We start from the raw sequence: 16149 nt of genomic DNA, 5'->3' as shown, positions 1-16149 counted from the left end.
CCCCGCCACCCGAGAGGATGAGCCGGCCCATGGCCTGCGACCTCTGGCTCGTCCCGCTCGTGGACGTGCTCTCCCACAGCCCCGAGAACCCGTTCCGCGAGGACCTCGACCGCTACGACGCGGTGCTCGCCCAGCACGGGCTGCCGCCCGTCCCGGTCCACCCGTACGTGCCGGGCTTCTCCGGGGACGTCGAGGCGATAGCCGCGTTCGACTACGACTCGCTGCACTTCCTGCGCCGCGCCTACCTGTTGGGGCTCACCGGGTTCGAGGTGACACCGGTGGACGCGCTCGGCAGCGACTACGAACAGCTGCTGGAGATGTTCGAGAGCACCGCCGAACAGTCCCACCTGGTCTGGCACTTCGACCACGCCGGGGCGTACCTGCCGGTGGAATTCCAGGCTCCGCTGGTCGCCGACGAACTCCTGGCCGCGGGCGGCCCGTTGGGCTCCTCGTACGGGCTGCTGCGCGAACTCCAGGCCGTCGCCCCGCTGTTGGGGATCGACCCGCTCGACCCCCCGATGCCCACCCGCCCGCTGGGGCCCACCCAGCTGGAGCAGACGTTCGGGCCGCCGATCGACGACCTGCACCCCTACGCGCGGGAGCGCCACGCCTGGGCCGGGCTCTACACGGCGGCGACCCGCAGCGTCACCCAGGGCTCGATGGTCGTCTTCGCCTAGCCGGAGCCGGAGCCGGAGCCGGAGCCGGAGCCTGGCCCGGGCCCGCCCGGCCCGCCGTCCGCCCGGCCCGCCGTCCGCCCCGGTCTAGCGCAGCGGGCCCTCCGGCGGGCGCTGGCGCGGCATGGTGGGGCGGGTGCCCGGCGGGGGCAGGACGCGGACCTGGGCGCCGGAGCCGCCCTCGCTGCGGCCGCCCCAGGCGCCCGGGCCCTGGGTGGGCAGCTGGCTCATGCCCGCGCGGAACTCCAGCATCCACTCGGAGGTCTCGGTGCGGACCATGTCGGAGACGTCCTCGCAGAAGCGGCGCAGCACGCCGAGGCAGCGCTCGGCGGCCTCGCCCGCGGTGCCCTCGGTGGGGCCGAGGACCTCCCGGACGCACTCGGAGGCCCAGTCGAACTGGAAGGCCTCCAGCCGGCGCTGCAGGGCCTGCGAGGTGGAGACGTCGCGCATCCAGCCGGAGGTGAGCCCGAAGGCGCGGTCGGCGAGCAGCGCGGCGGCGGCCAGGGCGAGGCCGGTGTAGCCCCACTCCATCGCGTGCGGCAGCCGGTCGGTCAGCGAGACCAGCGGGGCGGTGACGCCGCCCACGGTGAAGACCGCGGCGGAGAAGCGCAGCAGGCGGGCCCAGCGGCGCTTCCAGACCCGGTCCCGGCGGTACCAGTCGATCGCCTCGACGGCGCGCTCCTCCGACCAGCGGTAGAGCTCCTCCAGCCGTTCGGCGGGCTCGCCCCAGTCCCCGAGCGGGAACTGGCGCGCGCTCAGGTCCGCGCGCCGGCGGGTCGGCGTCCGTCCGCCGGCGCCCGGGACGGACTGGTCGTCGTCGGCGACCTCCTTGCCCCAGGGGCTCTCCTCGGGCTGCATTTCCGGCTGGCTCACCTGTGGCGCTCCCTGTGGCGGGGTGACTGCGGAGGCCCGGCGGGCACCGGGACCGAACGGTACGGAGTCCGAGCGTCCCGGGGGGTCGGGCCGTCGGCTCGTGGAACTGGCGGTTCGTGGTACGGCGGGACGGACCCGTGGCGCCGAGCGCGGGCCGCAGCCGCCCATGGTGCCGTGCCCGGCGTGCCGCCGGGTCCTGGTCCAACAGCACTTCTTACCGCCAAATGGCTGACCGTGGGGGCGCTTCCGCAGTGATCGTTATGTGATTTCACCTCCGGAAGCCGAGGTGGGAGGGTTGCGGCGGGTGGCCGGATTTCACCCGTCCGAGCGAGGCCGGGCCGGGTCGCCGGTGTGACGGCACGGCTGTTCGGGGAACCTCCGGTGTCTTCCTGCGAATCCGGGCGGCGCGCGGGCCGCCGGAGCGGGAGCTCGCGACGGAGCCGCCGACGGTGCGGAACCGGCCACCGACTAGGCTTGGCAGGCGTGAAGGTCCTCGTCATCGGAACCGGCGCCCGCGAACACGCCCTGTGCCGCTCACTGTCCCAAGATCCCGCCGTCACCGAGCTGCACTGCGCCCCGGGCAACGCCGGGATCGCGCGGGTCGCCGCCCTGCACCCGGTCGACCAGCTGGACGGCGCCGCGGTCACCGCGCTCGCCCAGGAACTGGGTGCCGACCTGGTGGTCGTCGGCCCGGAGGCCCCGCTGGTGGCCGGCGTCGCCGAGCCGCTGCGGGCGGCCGGCATCCCGGTCTTCGGCCCCGGCCGGGAGGCCGCGCAGCTGGAGGGCTCCAAGGCCTTCGCCAAGGACGTGATGGCCGCGGCCGGCGTCCCCACCGCGCGCTCCTACGTCTGCACCACCGAGCAGGAGGCCGCCGCGGCGCTGGACGCGTTCGGCGCCCCGTACGTGGTGAAGGACGACGGCCTGGCGGCCGGCAAGGGCGTCGTGGTCACCGAGGACCGCGCCGCCGCGCTGGAGCACGCCGCGGCCTGCGACCGGATCGTCATCGAGGAGTACCTGGACGGCCCCGAGGTGTCGCTGTTCGCGATCACCGACGGCACCACCGTGCTCCCGCTCGTCCCCGCGCAGGACTTCAAGCGCGCGCTGGACGGCGACCAGGGCCCCAACACCGGCGGCATGGGCGCCTACTCGCCGCTGCCCTGGGCCCCCGAGGGCCTGGTCGCCGAGGTGCTGGAGAGCGTCCTGCAGCCGACCGTGGACGAGCTGCGCCACCGCGGCACCCCGTTCTCCGGCCTGCTGTACGCGGGCCTGGCGCTGACCTCGCGCGGCACCCGGGTGATCGAGTTCAACGCCCGCTTCGGCGACCCGGAGACCCAGGTCGTGCTGGCCCGGCTGCGCACTCCGCTGGCCGGCGTGCTGCTGGCCGCCGCCGACGGCACGCTCGGCGGGCTGGAGCCGCTGCGCTGGTCCGACGAGGCCGCGGTCACCGTGGTGATGGCCTCCGAGGGCTACCCGGCGAACCCGCGCACCGGCGACCCGATCGAGGGCCTGGAGGCGGCGGAGGCCGACGGCACCGCCTTCGTGCTGCACGCCGGCACCAAGGCCGGCCCGGACGGCGAGGTGCTGACCGCGGGCGGCCGGGTGCTGTCCGTCACCGCCGTCGGCGCGGACCTCGCCGAGGCCCGGGCCAGGGCCTACGCGGGCGTCGCGGAGATCTCCTTCAAGGGCGCCCAGCACCGCACCGACATCGCGGCCAAGGCCGCGCAGTAGGCGCGGTGGCCGTGCAGTAGCAGATCGCTCCCGCGGGGCGCCGTGCCCGGACCGACCCGTCCGGACGCAGCGCCCCGCGGCGTTTCCCGAGGTCGCGGCGGTCAGCGCGGGCACCGGAAAACCAGCCCTTCGGGTGATGGGCCGGGCATCCTGCTGACGGGGCGCGAGCGGGGGCCTTAGGGTGCGCTGCATCGCGCCGGGGCGGGGGCCCGGGCGCGGACGCGGCTCGTCGCCCCGGCGCGCCGGGGGGATGCTGGGAGCGGTGGCGCGCCCTGCCGCGGTGTCACCAGGACGGGTGGAATCGCCGGAGTTCCGGAACACCCGCCCGCACCGCGGCGTCGAGACTGGCAGGAGAGCGCCACGCGAGTCGTACCACCGGGTTCGGCATCCGCCGCTTCCCGTACCGGAATTGATCGAGTCGAGTCGGCTGCGAAGGGGGTGCCGCGGCGATGGCTGCAGTGGACACCGCACGCGCACGAGCCCAGGCCGTCCTGCGTCTGCGCGGACGGGCCGTGGCCACCGCCGCGCTGCCCGCCGCCTGCGCGGCGGTGCTGCTGGCCGGGCGGTTCACCGGACACATAGGCGCCCCCGGGTCGCCGGACGCCCCGCTCTGGGACGGCGTCCGGTGGGCGGTCTGCGCGGTCGCCGCGCTCACCCTGGCGCTGGCCGCCCTGGTGGGCCGGGCGCACCGGCGGGCCGTCCCGCCGGTCATCCCGGCGGTGCCGCTGGCCCGGGCCGACGCGCCGGAGCTGTACCGGCTGATCGAGGAGCTCGCCGAGCGCCTCGACGTGCCGGCGCCCGCCGCGATCGCGCTCACCCCGGACTGCGACAGCTGGCTGGAGGAGCCGCACCGCCCGCCGGGCCGGCGGACGGGAGCGACCGGCCGCGGGGCGGCCCCCGCCGCGCCGGTGCTGGTGATCGGCTCCCCCTTCCTGTGGTGGATGCGGGCCGGCGAGCTGTGCGCCCTGCTGGCCCCGGTGGTGGCCGGCGGCGCCGCGGCCGCCGACCCGGACATCGCCGCCGCCCGCCGCTGGGTGCGCACCCTGGACGCCTCGCTGGGCGAGCGCCGGCGCGGCCCCGCCGCCCTGGTCGGCCTGGTCGACCGCCGGCTGCTGGGCGCCTGCCGGGAGCACTCCGCGGAGCTGGAGCACGCCGTCGCCGCCTGGTCCTCCGAGCAGGCCAGGGCGGTCGACTACGGACCGCGGATCGCCGCCCAGGCCCAGGTCGGCCTGGCCTACGCGGGCTGGGACCGGCTGCTCACCCGGGTCGCGCTGCCCGCCTGGCGGCTCGGCCTGCACCCCGCGCACCTGAACGCCGGCGTGGTCTCCGCGCTGACCGAGCTCTCCCGCCGGGACCGGCTCGCCGACGGCTACGAGAACCGGCTCGGCGACCGCCCCGCCTGCGACCTGCTGGAGGAGCCGGGCCTGGTCGACACCCGGGTCTCCCGGCTGGCCGCCGAACTGCTGCACGAGGAGCCCGCCGAGGGCTGGCAGCAGCTGGACTGGGAGGACTACCCGCGGCTGGTGGTCGACCGGGGCTGGCGGGCCCAAGCCGCCGCGCTGCAGGCCGCGCTCGGCGACGACCGCGTGCACACCGGCCCGGCGCTGGACCGGCTGCTGGCCCGGCTGGCGGCCGGCGAGGCGGAGGAGCTGGCCGCCGCGCTGGCCGGCCAGGTGGCGCGCGCCGCCGAGGTCGCGCCCCCGCTGCCCCCCGTGCGCAGCGGCCGCGACCTGCTGGTCGAGCACCTCACCGCCACCGTCTGCTGCGCCGCGGTGGACGCCGGCACCGCCGCTCCGGGGCTGGACTGGCTGGACGGCCCGGTGCTGCTCTGCGCGGCCGCCCCCCGGGGCGAGCTGGCGCCCGCGGTGGCGATGGCGGTCGAGGACGGGCAGGACGGTCCGCTGCGCGGATGGCTGGAACGGGCCGGGATCAGGGTGGAGCGACCGGTGCGACTTTCGGGCTGAACCGGGACGGTTTCGGACCGTCCGGGGGAAGCCGGTTTCATCCGTACCAATTGCTACGGTGGGGTGACGCTTCGCCGACCAACTGTGGTGTGCTGGTCGGCACGCACATCCGCATGGCAATTGCCAACCCTCGGTGGATGGGCGAAGGGTGGGGAGGGGCGCGTGGGGACGGAGTCCAACCGCCGGTGGGAGTCCGGCACGCTGGCGCACGGGGTGTCCGACCCGTTCGGGCAGGGCCCGCTGCCGTGGCTGCGCAGCCCGGACCACTACCTGGCGGACGGCGAGGGCGTGGTCCCCTGGTACGTGAGCGTGGACGCGCCCGGCCAGCGCCCGGTCGACGGCTCGGCCCGGCCGCGCCCGGCGGTCAGCGGCCCGCGCAACGCGGACGACGTGCGCCGGCAGATCAAGGGCTTCGCCTCGGCGGGCGTGGCCCGCCCCGGCGGCTCGGTGGACTTCCGGGTGACGGTCAACCCGCCGCAGGAGTTCCAGGTCGACGTCTACCGGATCGGCCACGACGCCGGGGACGGCGCCCGGCAGGTGTACTCCAGCCCGCTGATCTCCGGCCTGGCCCAGCCCGCGCCGATGGTCGCCGACCGCACCGTCTCCTGCCACCACTGGTGGCTGTCCTGGCGGCTCCAGGTCCCGTCCGACTGGCGCTCCGGCGCGTACGTCGCCGTGCTGACCACCGCCGACGGCGGGCACCGCAGCCACATCCCGTTCACCGTGCGGGACTTCGCCCCGGCGGACCTGCTGCTGGTGCTGCCGGACGTCACCTGGCAGGCGTACAACCTGTTCCCCGAGGACGGGCACCTGGGCGCCAGCCTGTACCACGCCTGGGACGGGGCCGGGCACCTGGTGGGGGAGGGCGAGGCCGCCGTCACGGTCTCCTTCGACCGGCCGCACGCCGGGGCCGGGCTGCCGCTGCACGTCGGGCACGCCTACGACTTCATCCGCTGGGCCGAGCGCTACGGCTACGACCTGGGCTACGCCACCGCGACCGACCTGCACGCCGGGCTGGTGGACGCCTCCCGCTACAAGGCGCTGGTCTTCCCCGGGCACGACGAGTACTGGTCGGAGCCGATGCGGCGGGCCGCCGAGCGGGCCCGGGACGGCGGCACCTCGCTGGTGTTCCTGTCCGCCAACAGCGTGTACTGGCGGGTCGAGCTGTCCGCGGGCGCCGACGGCGAGCCGTCCCGGCTGCTGAACTGCCGCAAGCGCCAGCGGGTCACCCCCGACCACCCCGCCGCCGGGGTGCCGGGCGCGGCCTCCGCGCTGTGGCGGGACGCCGGGGAGCCCGAGCAGCACCTGCTGGGCATCCAGTACGCGGGCGGCGTGCCCGCGCCGGTGCCGCTGGTGGCCCGCAACACCGGGCACTGGCTGTGGCAGGGCACCGGGCTGGCGGACGGCGACGAACTGCCCGGCCTGGTCGCCGGGGAGGCCGACCGCTACTACCCGAAGGTCCAACTGCCCGCGCACACCGAGCGGGTGCTGCTCGCGCACTCCCCGTACCGGGACGCGGCCGGGCGGGCCACCCACCAGGAGACCTCGCTGTACCGGGCGCCCAGCGGCGCGTACGTGTTCGCCGCCGGGACGTTCGCCTGGTCGCCCGCGCTGGACCGGCCCGGGCACACCGACGAGCGGATCCAGCGCGCCACCGCCAACCTGCTGGACCACCTGTGCAAGGAGGGGCGCACCGGCGACTGAGCGCGCGGGCGTGAAAGACTCGGTCGCAGAGCCCCCCAGCTGTGAGGACTGACTGAGCGTGAGCGGATTCGTCACCAAGCCCGAGCCGGTCCAGGTGCCCGGCCTGGTCCACCTGCACACCGGCAAGGTGCGCGACCTGTACCGGGACGCCGACGGGAACCTGGTGATGGTGGCCAGCGACCGGACGTCCGCGTACGACTGGGTGCTGCCCAACGAGATCCCCGACAAGGGCCGGATCCTCACCCAGCTCTCGCTGTGGTGGTTCGAGCGGATCGCCGACATCGTCCCCAACCACGTGATCTCCACCGAGCTGCCCGCGGGCGCCCCCGCGGACTGGGCCGGGCGCACCCTGGTCTGCCGCAGCCTCGACATGGTGCCGGTGGAGTGCGTGGCCCGCGGCTACCTGGCCGGCTCCGGCCTGGAGGAGTACCGGGTCTCCCGCACGGTGTGCGGCGTCGGGCTGCCCGAGGGCCTGGACAACGGCTCCGAGCTGCCCGGCCCGATCTACACCCCGGCGCTCAAGGCCGAGGTCGGCGAGCACGACGAGAACGTCCCCTACGAGGAGACCGCCCGCCGGGTCGGCGTCGAACTCGCCGCCACCCTGCGGCAGACCACCCTCGCGGTGTACTCCCGGGCCCGGGACATCGCCCGCGAGCGCGGCCTGATCCTGGCCGACACCAAGTTCGAGTTCGGCCTGCTGGACGGCGAACTGGTCATCGGCGACGAGGTGCTCACCCCCGACTCCTCGCGCTTCTGGCCCGCCGACGCGTGGGAGCCCGGCCACGACCAGCCGTCCTTCGACAAGCAGATCATCCGCGACTGGCTGACCTCGCCCGCCTCCGGCTGGGACCGCAAGAGCGAGAACCCGCCGCCGCGGCTGCCCGACGAGGTGGTCGCCCACACCCGGCAGCGCTACATCGACGCGTACGAGAAGCTCACCGGCCTCACCTGGAAGTGACGCCCCGTCACGGCCGGCTGTGGGGCCCGCCTCACAGCCAGCCGTGCTCGCGGGCGATCCGGACCGCCGCGTGGCGGTTCTCCGCGCCGAGCTTGCCCGCCGCCGAGGACAGGTAGTTGCGGACGGTGCCCGGCGAGAGGGCGGCCCGTTCGGCGATCTCGGCGACCGACGAGCCGTCCGCGGCCAGCTCCAGCACGTCCGTCTCGCGCGGCGTCAGCGGGGAGTCGCCCGCGCTGATCGCCTCCGCGGCCAGCTCCGGGTCCACGTAGCGGCCGCCGGCCCGGACGGTGCGGATGATGCCGGCCAGGTCGGAGGCGGAGACCGTCTTGGGCAGGAAGCCGCGCACCCCGACCTCCAGCGCCCGCTTCAGGTAGCCCGGGCGGCCGTGCCCGGTCACGATCATCACCCGGCACTCCGGCAGCCGGTGGCGCAGCTCGGCCGCCACCTCCAGGCCGTCCAGGCCCGGCATCTGGAGGTCCAGCACCGCCACGTCCGGGCGGTGCGCGGCGGCCATCGCCAGCGCCTCCGGCCCGGAGGCCGCCTCGGCGACCACCGTCAGGTCGTCCTCCAGCGCCAGCAGCGCGGCCAGGGCGCCGCGGATCAGGTGCTCGTCGTCCGCGAGCAGTACCCGCACCGGGTCGGTCATCTCTTGAACTCCACAGTGTCGATCGGTAGTTCGGCGGTCAGTCGGAACCGCCCGGGGCCGCTGCCGGCCGTGCTCAGGGTGCCGCCGTGCGCGGCCAGCCGCTCGCCCAGGCCGCGCAGGCCGTTGCCGGAGCCCTCCGCGCGCGGCGGCGGCACGGCGGGCACGCCGTCGTTCTCCACCTCCAGCAGCGCGGTGCCGCCCGAGACCCGCAGCCGGAACCGGCAGTTCGCGGCCTCCGAGTGCCGCAGCACGTTGGTCGCGGCCTCCCGCACCACCCAGCCCAGCACCGACTGGGCCCCGGCGGGCAGGCCGTCCGCGCCGGACAGCTCGGTGCGGCAGTCCACGTTCGCGGCGCGCAGCACCGAGGCGGCGCCGGTCAGTTCGGTGTGCAGCTCGACGGTGCGGTAGCCGCGCACCACCTCGCGCACCTCGCGCTGCGAGTCCTGGGCGATCCGCTGCACCTCGGTCATCTGGTCGACCGCCTCCGGCCGGCCGCGGCGGGCCAGCTGCACGGCCAGCTCGCTCTTCAGCGCGATGGTGGCCAGGTTGCGGCCCAGCACGTCGTGCAGGTCGCGGGAGAAGCGCAGCCGCTCCTCGGCGACCGCCAGGCGGGCCTGGGTCTCCCGGGCGGCGTCCAGGTCCCAGACCACCTTGGCGTTCCAGGCCGAGCCGCGGGCGGTGCAGGCGGCGATCGCCGACCCGATCAGGCAGCCCGTCGACATCCCGGCCACCGACCCGGGGGAGGCGCCCGTCAGCAGCAGCGGCAGCGCGAGCAGCAGCAGGCCCGCCACGGCGGCCGCGGCCGTCTCCGGGGCCGGGAGCGCGACCGCGGTGGTGGCGATCCAGAAGGTCATGGTCAGGATCGCGACCGTCAGCGGGAACGAGGCGCCCTCCGACTCCGCCGGCGGACCGAGCAGCAGCACCGCCACCGAGACGCCCACCGACACCGCGCCCGCCGCCCCCGCCCAGCCGCGGGGGCGGGGCCGCCGGCCCAGGTAGGCGGCCAGTCCGTTGCGGACCAGCACCGCGTTCAGCGCCGCCGCCGCCGGGGAGCCGACCGCGCCCACCGCCAGGGCCGCGCCCCCCACCTCGCCCCGGCCGAAGCTCCCGGCCACCATGCCGAACGTCACCACCGGCTGCATCAGCGCCACCGCGTACAGCGACCAGCGCACGTACAGCTCGTTGCGCTGCGGCTTGGACAGCGCCCGCCAGCGGCGGACCGGTCGTGGCCTGCTCACCCGCACCGTTCGGCCCCCCCGTTCCTCGACGATCGTCGGACGAATCTAGCGGCGCGGTTCCCAGCGGAACCAGCGGCGGGCGGCCCAGGCCGCGGCGGCGGCCCAGGCGGCGGCCAGCAGCAGGGGCGGTGCGGCCGGGCCCCACGTCCCGGCGAAGCCCTCGGACGGGCCGGTGCCGTCGGTGCCGAGCCAGCCGATGCGCAGCAGCTGGAACGCGGGGGTGGTCGGGAGCAGGCGGCAGACGTTCGCCACGGCGTCCGGCACGGACTCCAGCGGGATCATCAGGCCGGAGCCGAACTGGGCGGCCAGCAGCAGCGGGAGGGTGGTGATGCCGGCCGTCTCGACGGTCTTGGTGGCCGCGCTGGACAGCGCGGCCAGGGCGGTCAGCAGCAGCGCGGACAGGGCCAGTCCGGCCAGCACCAGCAGCGGGTTCGCGGGGGCGCGCAGGCCGAGCAGGGCGAGGCCGCCGACGCCCAGCAGCAGGCACTGGAGCAGCGCCAGCCCGATCGAGGGGACGGCGGTGCCGAGCAGCACCTCGGTGTCGGCGGCCTCGCCGGTGCGCAGCCGCTTCAGCACCAGCTCGTTGCGGCGGGCGGTGTAGGCGGTGGTCAGGTTGGTGTAGACGACCACCAGCAGGACGACGCCCATCGAGCTGGTGACCAGGTTGCCGTTCACGTCCAGGCCCGGGGTGTGCTCGGCGGCGGCCCGCAGGATCGAGCGGAGCGAGCCGACCAGGGCGAACGGCAGCACCAGGGCCAGGAACACCGCGGTGCGGTTGCGGCGCAGCAGCACGACCTCGGCCCGGCCCAGGGCCAGCAGCCGGGAGAGCGGGGTCGGGGCGGGGGCGGCGGTGCTCATGCGGCACGTCCGATCTGCGACGGGGCGGCGGGGGAGCCGGGGGAGGCCGGGTCGGCCGGGGACGCGGCGACGGCCAGGAAGGCCTCCTCCAGCGAGGCACTGCGGGCGTCCAGCCGGGCCAGTTCGACCCGGTGCCGGGCGGCCCAGCCGAGCAACTCGGTGAGCGTGCCCTGGAGGTCGTGGGTGCGCAGCAGCACCCGGCGGCCGTCGAGCTCGGTGCTGGTGCCGGGCAGCGGCGGCAGGGCGGGGGCGGCGGGTTCGCCGGTGCGCCCGGGCAGTTCGAAGCCGATCCGGGCGGGGTGCGCGGCCAGCACCTCGGCGACGGTGCCGCCGGTGACCACCCGGCCGTGGTGCATGATCGCCAGCCGGTCGGCCAGCTCCTCGGCCTCCTCCAGGTAGTGCGTGGTGAGCACCACCGTGGTGCCGGCCGTCCGCAGGTCGCGGATCAGCCGCCAGACCGCGGCGCGGGCCTCCGGGTCCAGGCCGGTGGACGGCTCGTCCAGGAACAGCACCTCGGGGCGGCCGAGCAGGGCCATCGCCAGGTCGAGCCGGCGGCGCTCGCCGCCGGACAGCTGCTTGACCCGCACCGAGCGCCGGGGCAGCAGGCCGACCAGGTCGAGCGCCTCGTCGACGGCCCGGGCGCCGGTGGTCAGGCCGGCCCAGCAGCGGCCGGTCTCGGCCAGGGTGAGCTCGCCGGGGAAGCCGCCCTCCTGGAGCATGATGCCGATCCGGGGCCGCAGCGCGGCCCGGTCCCGGCGCGGGTCGAGGCCGAGCACCCGGACCTCGCCGGCGCTGGGCCCGGCCAGGCCCTCCAGCACCTCCAGGGTGGAGGTCTTGCCCGCGCCGTTGGTGCCCAGCAGGGCGAACAGCTCACCGGGGGCGACGCCGAGGTCCAGGCCGCGGACGGCCTCGAAGCCGGCGGCGCCGGACGGCCCGTAGCGGCGGTGCAGCCCGCGGGCCTCGACGGCGGGGCGGGAACGGCTGGTGTCGGTCATGGCTCCAGCCTCCCGGCGGCCGGGGCCCGCCAGTAGTGCGGACCGTCACCGGGCGCCGGTGCGCGCGCACGGGTGGGCGGTGACAAATGTCATCGGTGCCGACCGGCCGGGCGGCGTGGTGCGGGCACGGAACGCCGAAGGCCCCCCTCGGTGGAGGGGGGCCTTCGGAACCGAGCGGACGACGAGATTCGAACTCGCGACCCTCACCTTGGCAAGGTGATGCTCTACCAACTGAGCCACGTCCGCAGGATATGGAGTTGTACTGCACCAGTCTGTTCACGCTGACTGCGAGCGGACGACGAGATTCGAACTCGCGACCCTCACCTTGGCAAGGTGATGCTCTACCAACTGAGCCACGTCCGCACGGCGCCTGGGCGCCGGCCGCCCCGCTCGGGTTCCCCCGGTTGCGGCGACGAGAAATACTCTACAACATCGATCGGCGTGCTCGCCCCACCCTTCTCCGGCGCCTTCCCCGGCGGCGTGGCCGGGGAGGGCCGGCGGGCCCGCAACGGGCCCGTGGCGACGGTCAGTTGTTCTCGGCGAACGCCTCGTACACGTGCTTCGGGATGCGGCCGCGGGCGGGCAGCTCGTGTCCGTTCGACTGGGCCCAGGCGCGCACCGCGGCCGGGTCCGGGGTGAGGGCGGTGCGGCGGAAGGACTTTCCGCTGCGGCTCTGCCGGCGGCCGGCGGCGACGAACGGGGCGAGGGCCTCCCGGAGCTTTTCCGCGTTGTCGGCGGACAGGTCGATCTCGTACGACTTCCCGTCCACGCCGAAGTGAACGGTTTCCGCGGCGGTGCCGCCGTCCAGATCGTCGGAGAGCGTGACGACTACACGCTGAGCCATGGGTGTCAATCCTCTCGGGCAATTCGGCCGTCGGGGGTCTCGGATGCCCCGCCGGTCCGCTGGGCCGGGATCGCGGCATCCGCCGGCGGGCAGGGGAGCCCACGCCGAGATGCGGCGCGTTCGGCTGCCGGTCGCCCTATTCTGCACCCCTGGGGCGGTGAAATCGTAGAGTTGGGGATTCCTTTTTTCGGGATATTCACGTGCTTCCCCCGGCCGCCGATACCCGGGTCGATACCCGGGCCGATACCGGCCCCGATAGCCGCCGGTTGCAGACGGGATTAAAGCGGCGAAATCGGATGCCCGGGAGGGGCGTCGGGGCCGCTGGACCCTTGGGGCGTAAGGGGTGTTGGTCTACGCGCGTTACCGCCGGTGGCCCGCAAGCGGCCCCCCGACCCCAGGTAGTCTGGAGTTCCCCCGCCTTCACGCAATCACCACCGGGAGTGCCAGTGGCACGCGTCGTAGTCGACGTCATGCTCAAGCCGGAGATCCTCGACCCCCAGGGCCAGGCGGTGCAGCGTGCACTGCCGCGTCTCGGGTTCGCCGGGATCGCCGACGTCCGCCAGGGCAAGCGTTTCGAACTGGAGCTGGAGGGGCCGGTCGACGACGCCGCGCTCGCCCGCATCCGCGAGGCCGCCGAGACCTTCCTCGCCAATACCGTGATCGAGGACTTCACCGTCCGCGTCGAGGAGGAGGAGAAGTGACCACCCGTGTCGGCGTCGTCACTTTCCCCGGTTCCCTCGACGACCGCGACGCCCAGCGCGCGGTCCGCCTGGCCGGCGCCGAGCCGGTCGCCCTCTGGCACCGTGACAAGGATCTCCACCAGGTCGACGCCGTCGTCCTGCCCGGCGGATTCTCCTACGGCGACTATCTGCGCTGCGGCGCCATCTCCCGCTTCTCGCCGGTGATGGACACCGTCATCGAGCAGGCGAAGCTCGGAATGCCGGTCCTCGGTATCTGCAACGGCTTCCAGGTGCTGTGCGAATCGCACCTGCTGCCCGGCGCGCTCACCCGGAACGACTCGCTGCACTTCATCTGCCGCGACCAGAAGCTGCGGATCGAGAACGCCGCCACCGCCTGGACGTCGGATTACTCGGCCGGCCAGGAAATCGTCGTTCCGCTGAAGAACGGCGAGGGCCGCTTCGTCGCCGACGAGCACGTGCTCGACGAGCTGGAGGCGGAGGGCCGCGTGGTGGCCCGGTACCTCGATCTGAACCCGAACGGTTCGTACCGCGACATCGCCGGCATCACCAACGCCGCCGGCAATGTCGTCGGCCTGATGCCGCACCCGGAGCACGCCGTGGAGCCGCTCACCGGTCCGACCACCGAGGGCCTGGGCTTCTTCACTTCCGTCCTGAAGCAGCTGGTGAACGCCTGATGAGCCTCGACACCGTCAAGAACGCCGAGCAGACCCCGGACGCCGGTCAGCCCTGGGCCGAACTCGGCCTCAAGGAGGACGAGTACGCGCGGATCCGCGAGATCCTCGGCCGCCGCCCGACCGGCGCCGAGCTCGCGATGTACTCGGTGATGTGGTCGGAGCACTGCTCGTACAAGAGCTCCAAGGTGCACCTCAAGCAGTTCGGCGAGAAGGCCCCCGCCAACGACGCCATGCTCGTCGGCATCGGCGAGAACGCCGGCGTCGTCGACGTCGGCCAGGGCTACGCCGTCACCTTCAAGGTCGAGTCGCACAACCACCCGTCGTACATCGAGCCCTACCAGGGCGCGGCCACCGGCATCGGCGGCATCGTGCGCGACATCCTGGCGATGGGCGCCCGCCCGGTCGCCGTGATGGACCCGCTGCGCTTCGGCGCGGCCGACCACCCCGACACCCGGCGCGTGCTGCCCGGGATCGTCGCGGGCATCGGCGGCTACGGCAACTGCCTGGGCCTGCCGAACATCGGCGGCGAGGTCGTCTTCGACTCCTGCTACCAGGGCAACCCGCTGGTCAACGCGCTCTGCGTGGGCGTGATGAAGCACGAGGACATCCACCTCGCGCAGGCCTCCGGCCCCGGCAACAAGGTCATCCTGTACGGAGCCCGCACCGGCGGCGACGGCATCGGCGGCGTCTCGGTGCTCGCCTCGGAGACCTTCGACGCGACCGGCCCGGCCAAGCGCCCCGCCGTCCAGGTCGGCGACCCGTTCCAGGAGAAGCTGCTCATCGAGTGCACCCTGGAGATCTTCAAGGAAGACCTCGTCGCGGGCATCCAGGACCTCGGCGGCGCCGGGCTGTCCTGCGCCACCTCGGAGCTGGCCTCGGCCGGCACCGGCGGCATGCGGATCGAGCTGGACACCGTCCCGCTGCGCGACCACACGCTCTCGCCCGAGGAGATCCTCATGAGCGAGTCGCAGGAGCGCATGTGCGCGATCGTCGAGCCCGGCAAGGTCGACCGCTTCCTGGAGATCTGCGAGAAGTGGGACGTCATCGCCACCGTCATCGGCGAGGTGACCGACGGCGAGCGGCTGGAGATCTTCTGGCACGGTGAGCTGGTCGTCGACGTGCCGCCGCGCACCGTCGCCCACGAGGGCCCGACGTACCACCGCCCGTTCGCCCGCCCGTCCTGGCAGGACGCGCTCCAGGCCGACGCCCCGACCGCCGAGCGCCTCGCGCGTCCGGCGAACGGCGCGGAGCTGAAGGACGCGCTGCTCAAGGTCGCCGGCTCGCCGAACCAGGCCTCGAAGGCGTGGATCACCGACCAGTACGACCGCTACGTGCTGGGCAACACGGTGCTCGCCACCCCCGAGGACTCCGGCATGATCCGGATCGACGAGGAGACCAACCTCGGCGTCTCGGTCGCCACCGACGGCAACGGCCGCTACGCCAAGCTGGACCCGTACACCGGCGCCCAGCTGGCCCTGGCCGAGGCGTACCGCAACGTCGCGGCCGGCGGCGCCAAGCCGCTCGCGGTCTCCGACTGCCTCAACTTCGGCTCCCCCGAGGACCCGGACGTGATGTGGCAGTTCGCCGAGGCCACCCGCGGCCTGGCCGACGCCTGCCAGGTGCTCGGCACCCCGGTCACCGGCGGCAACGTCTCGCTGTACAACCAGACCGGCGACGTCGCCATCCACCCGACCCCCGTGGTCGCGGTGCTCGGCGTCATCGACGACGTCACCCGGCGCACCCCGGTCGGCTTCGGCGAGGAGGGCCAGCTGCTCTACCTGCTCGGCGACACCGCCGACGAGCTGGGCGGCTCCGCCTGGTCGCAGGTCGTGCACAACCACCTCGGCGGCCTGCCGCCCAAGGTGGACCTGGAGCGCGAGCGGCTGCTCGGCGACATCCTGATCGCCGCCTCCCGCGACGGCATGGTCGACGCCGCGCACGACCTCTCCGACGGCGGCCTCGCGCAGGCCCTGGTGGAGAGCTGCCTCAAGGGCGGCAACGGCGCCCGGATCGTCGTCCCCGAGGGCGTCGACCCGTTCGTGTTCCTGTTCTCCGAGTCCGCCGGTCGTGCCGTGGTGGCCGTCCCGCGCAGCGAGGAGCTCCGGTTCAACGACATGTGCGGCGCCCGCGGCCTGCCCGCGGCCCGGATCGGCGTGGTGGACGGCGAGGCGCTGGAGGTCCAGGGCCAGTTCACCGTCACCCTGGCCGAGCTGCGCGACGCCCACACCGGCGTCATCGAGGCGCTGCTCGCCTGACGCCCCGCCGGCGTCCCGCGCCGACGTCGCGTCAACC

The 16149-nt window shown here is 74.7% G+C and carries 14 protein-coding genes and 2 tRNA genes; 8 read left to right on the top strand and 8 right to left on the bottom strand.

The window, feature by feature from the left end:
- Window positions 1-29: 29 nt before the first annotated feature.
- On the top strand, window positions 30-677 hold the full coding sequence (locus tag HUT16_RS18075) for a hypothetical protein (protein ID WP_176189192.1): 648 nt from the start codon (window positions 30-32) through the stop codon (window positions 675-677).
- Window positions 678-761: 84 nt separating this feature from the next.
- Here the strand turns inward: HUT16_RS18075 and HUT16_RS18070 are convergent, their stop codons facing one another.
- Window positions 762-1532 carry an SLATT domain-containing protein gene (locus HUT16_RS18070; protein ID WP_176192730.1) on the bottom strand — a complete coding sequence of 257 codons (771 nt, stop codon included), beginning with the start codon at window positions 1530-1532 and terminating at the stop codon, window positions 762-764.
- 498 nt (window positions 1533-2030) lie between these two features.
- On the opposite strand from HUT16_RS18070, the gene purD reads away from it, so the two are divergent.
- The 4 genes from purD to HUT16_RS18050 all read left to right on the top strand — a co-directional run bounded on the left by purD (window position 2031) and on the right by HUT16_RS18050 (window position 7901).
- Window positions 2031-3275 carry a phosphoribosylamine--glycine ligase gene (gene purD / locus HUT16_RS18065; RefSeq protein WP_176189191.1) on the top strand — a complete coding sequence of 415 codons (1245 nt, stop codon included), beginning with the start codon at window positions 2031-2033 and terminating at the stop codon, window positions 3273-3275.
- Between the two features lie 449 nt (window positions 3276-3724).
- Entirely contained in the window at window positions 3725-5239 is a 1515-nt protein-coding gene (locus HUT16_RS18060; protein ID WP_176189190.1) for a hypothetical protein, read from the top strand.
- A 162-nt stretch (window positions 5240-5401) separates the two neighbouring features.
- Window positions 5402-6943 (top strand): N,N-dimethylformamidase beta subunit family domain-containing protein, encoded by a 1542-nt coding sequence (locus HUT16_RS18055; protein WP_176189189.1) that lies wholly within the window; start codon window positions 5402-5404, stop codon window positions 6941-6943.
- Window positions 6944-7001: 58 nt separating this feature from the next.
- Complete coding sequence (locus tag HUT16_RS18050) at window positions 7002-7901, top strand: phosphoribosylaminoimidazolesuccinocarboxamide synthase (RefSeq protein WP_176189188.1); 900 nt, start codon at window positions 7002-7004, stop codon at window positions 7899-7901.
- Window positions 7902-7932: 31 nt separating this feature from the next.
- Here the strand turns inward: HUT16_RS18050 and HUT16_RS18045 are convergent, their stop codons facing one another.
- The 7 genes from HUT16_RS18045 to HUT16_RS18015 form a co-directional block, all read right to left on the bottom strand.
- Complete coding sequence (locus tag HUT16_RS18045; RefSeq protein WP_176189187.1) at window positions 7933-8547, bottom strand: response regulator transcription factor; 615 nt, start codon at window positions 8545-8547, stop codon at window positions 7933-7935.
- Window positions 8544-9785 carry a sensor histidine kinase gene (locus HUT16_RS18040; RefSeq protein ID WP_217712079.1) on the bottom strand — a complete coding sequence of 414 codons (1242 nt, stop codon included), beginning with the start codon at window positions 9783-9785 and terminating at the stop codon, window positions 8544-8546. Before HUT16_RS18040 ends, HUT16_RS18045 begins: the two co-directional genes overlap by 4 nt.
- Before the next feature lie 45 nt (window positions 9786-9830).
- Complete coding sequence (locus HUT16_RS18035) at window positions 9831-10643, bottom strand: ABC transporter permease (RefSeq protein WP_176189186.1); 813 nt, start codon at window positions 10641-10643, stop codon at window positions 9831-9833.
- Entirely contained in the window at window positions 10640-11638 is a 999-nt protein-coding gene (locus HUT16_RS18030) for an ABC transporter ATP-binding protein (RefSeq protein ID WP_176189185.1), read from the bottom strand. Before HUT16_RS18030 ends, HUT16_RS18035 begins: the two co-directional genes overlap by 4 nt.
- A 173-nt stretch (window positions 11639-11811) precedes the next feature.
- Window positions 11812-11884, bottom strand: a tRNA-Gly gene (locus HUT16_RS18025).
- Window positions 11885-11928: 44 nt separating this feature from the next.
- Window positions 11929-12001 (bottom strand) — tRNA-Gly (locus HUT16_RS18020).
- A gap of 163 nt (window positions 12002-12164) precedes the next feature.
- On the bottom strand, window positions 12165-12482 hold the full coding sequence (locus tag HUT16_RS18015; RefSeq protein ID WP_033214256.1) for an Lsr2 family protein: 318 nt from the start codon (window positions 12480-12482) through the stop codon (window positions 12165-12167).
- A gap of 446 nt (window positions 12483-12928) precedes the next feature.
- On the opposite strand from HUT16_RS18015, the gene purS reads away from it, so the two are divergent.
- Genes purS through purL form a run of 3 tightly spaced genes read left to right on the top strand, consistent with a single transcriptional unit; the run spans window position 12929 to window position 16112 of the window.
- Entirely contained in the window at window positions 12929-13183 is a 255-nt protein-coding gene (gene purS / locus HUT16_RS18010; protein ID WP_176189184.1) for a phosphoribosylformylglycinamidine synthase subunit PurS, read from the top strand.
- Window positions 13180-13857, top strand: a complete 678-nt coding sequence (gene purQ, locus HUT16_RS18005) for a phosphoribosylformylglycinamidine synthase subunit PurQ (RefSeq protein ID WP_176189183.1) — start codon at window positions 13180-13182, stop codon at window positions 13855-13857. Before purS ends, purQ begins: the two co-directional genes overlap by 4 nt.
- Window positions 13857-16112: a phosphoribosylformylglycinamidine synthase subunit PurL gene (gene purL, locus HUT16_RS18000; protein ID WP_176189182.1), complete on the top strand. Its 2256-nt coding sequence runs from the start codon at window positions 13857-13859 to the stop codon at window positions 16110-16112. Before purQ ends, purL begins: the two co-directional genes overlap by 1 nt.
- The last annotated feature ends 37 nt before the right edge of the window (window positions 16113-16149 follow it).

Origin of the sequence: Kitasatospora sp. NA04385, from assembly GCF_013364235.1 — a bacterium.
Classification (GTDB): domain Bacteria; phylum Actinomycetota; class Actinomycetes; order Streptomycetales; family Streptomycetaceae; genus Kitasatospora.
The sequence above is the reverse complement of the archived record's forward strand: the minus strand, read 5'-3'. Positions and strand labels throughout refer to the sequence as shown.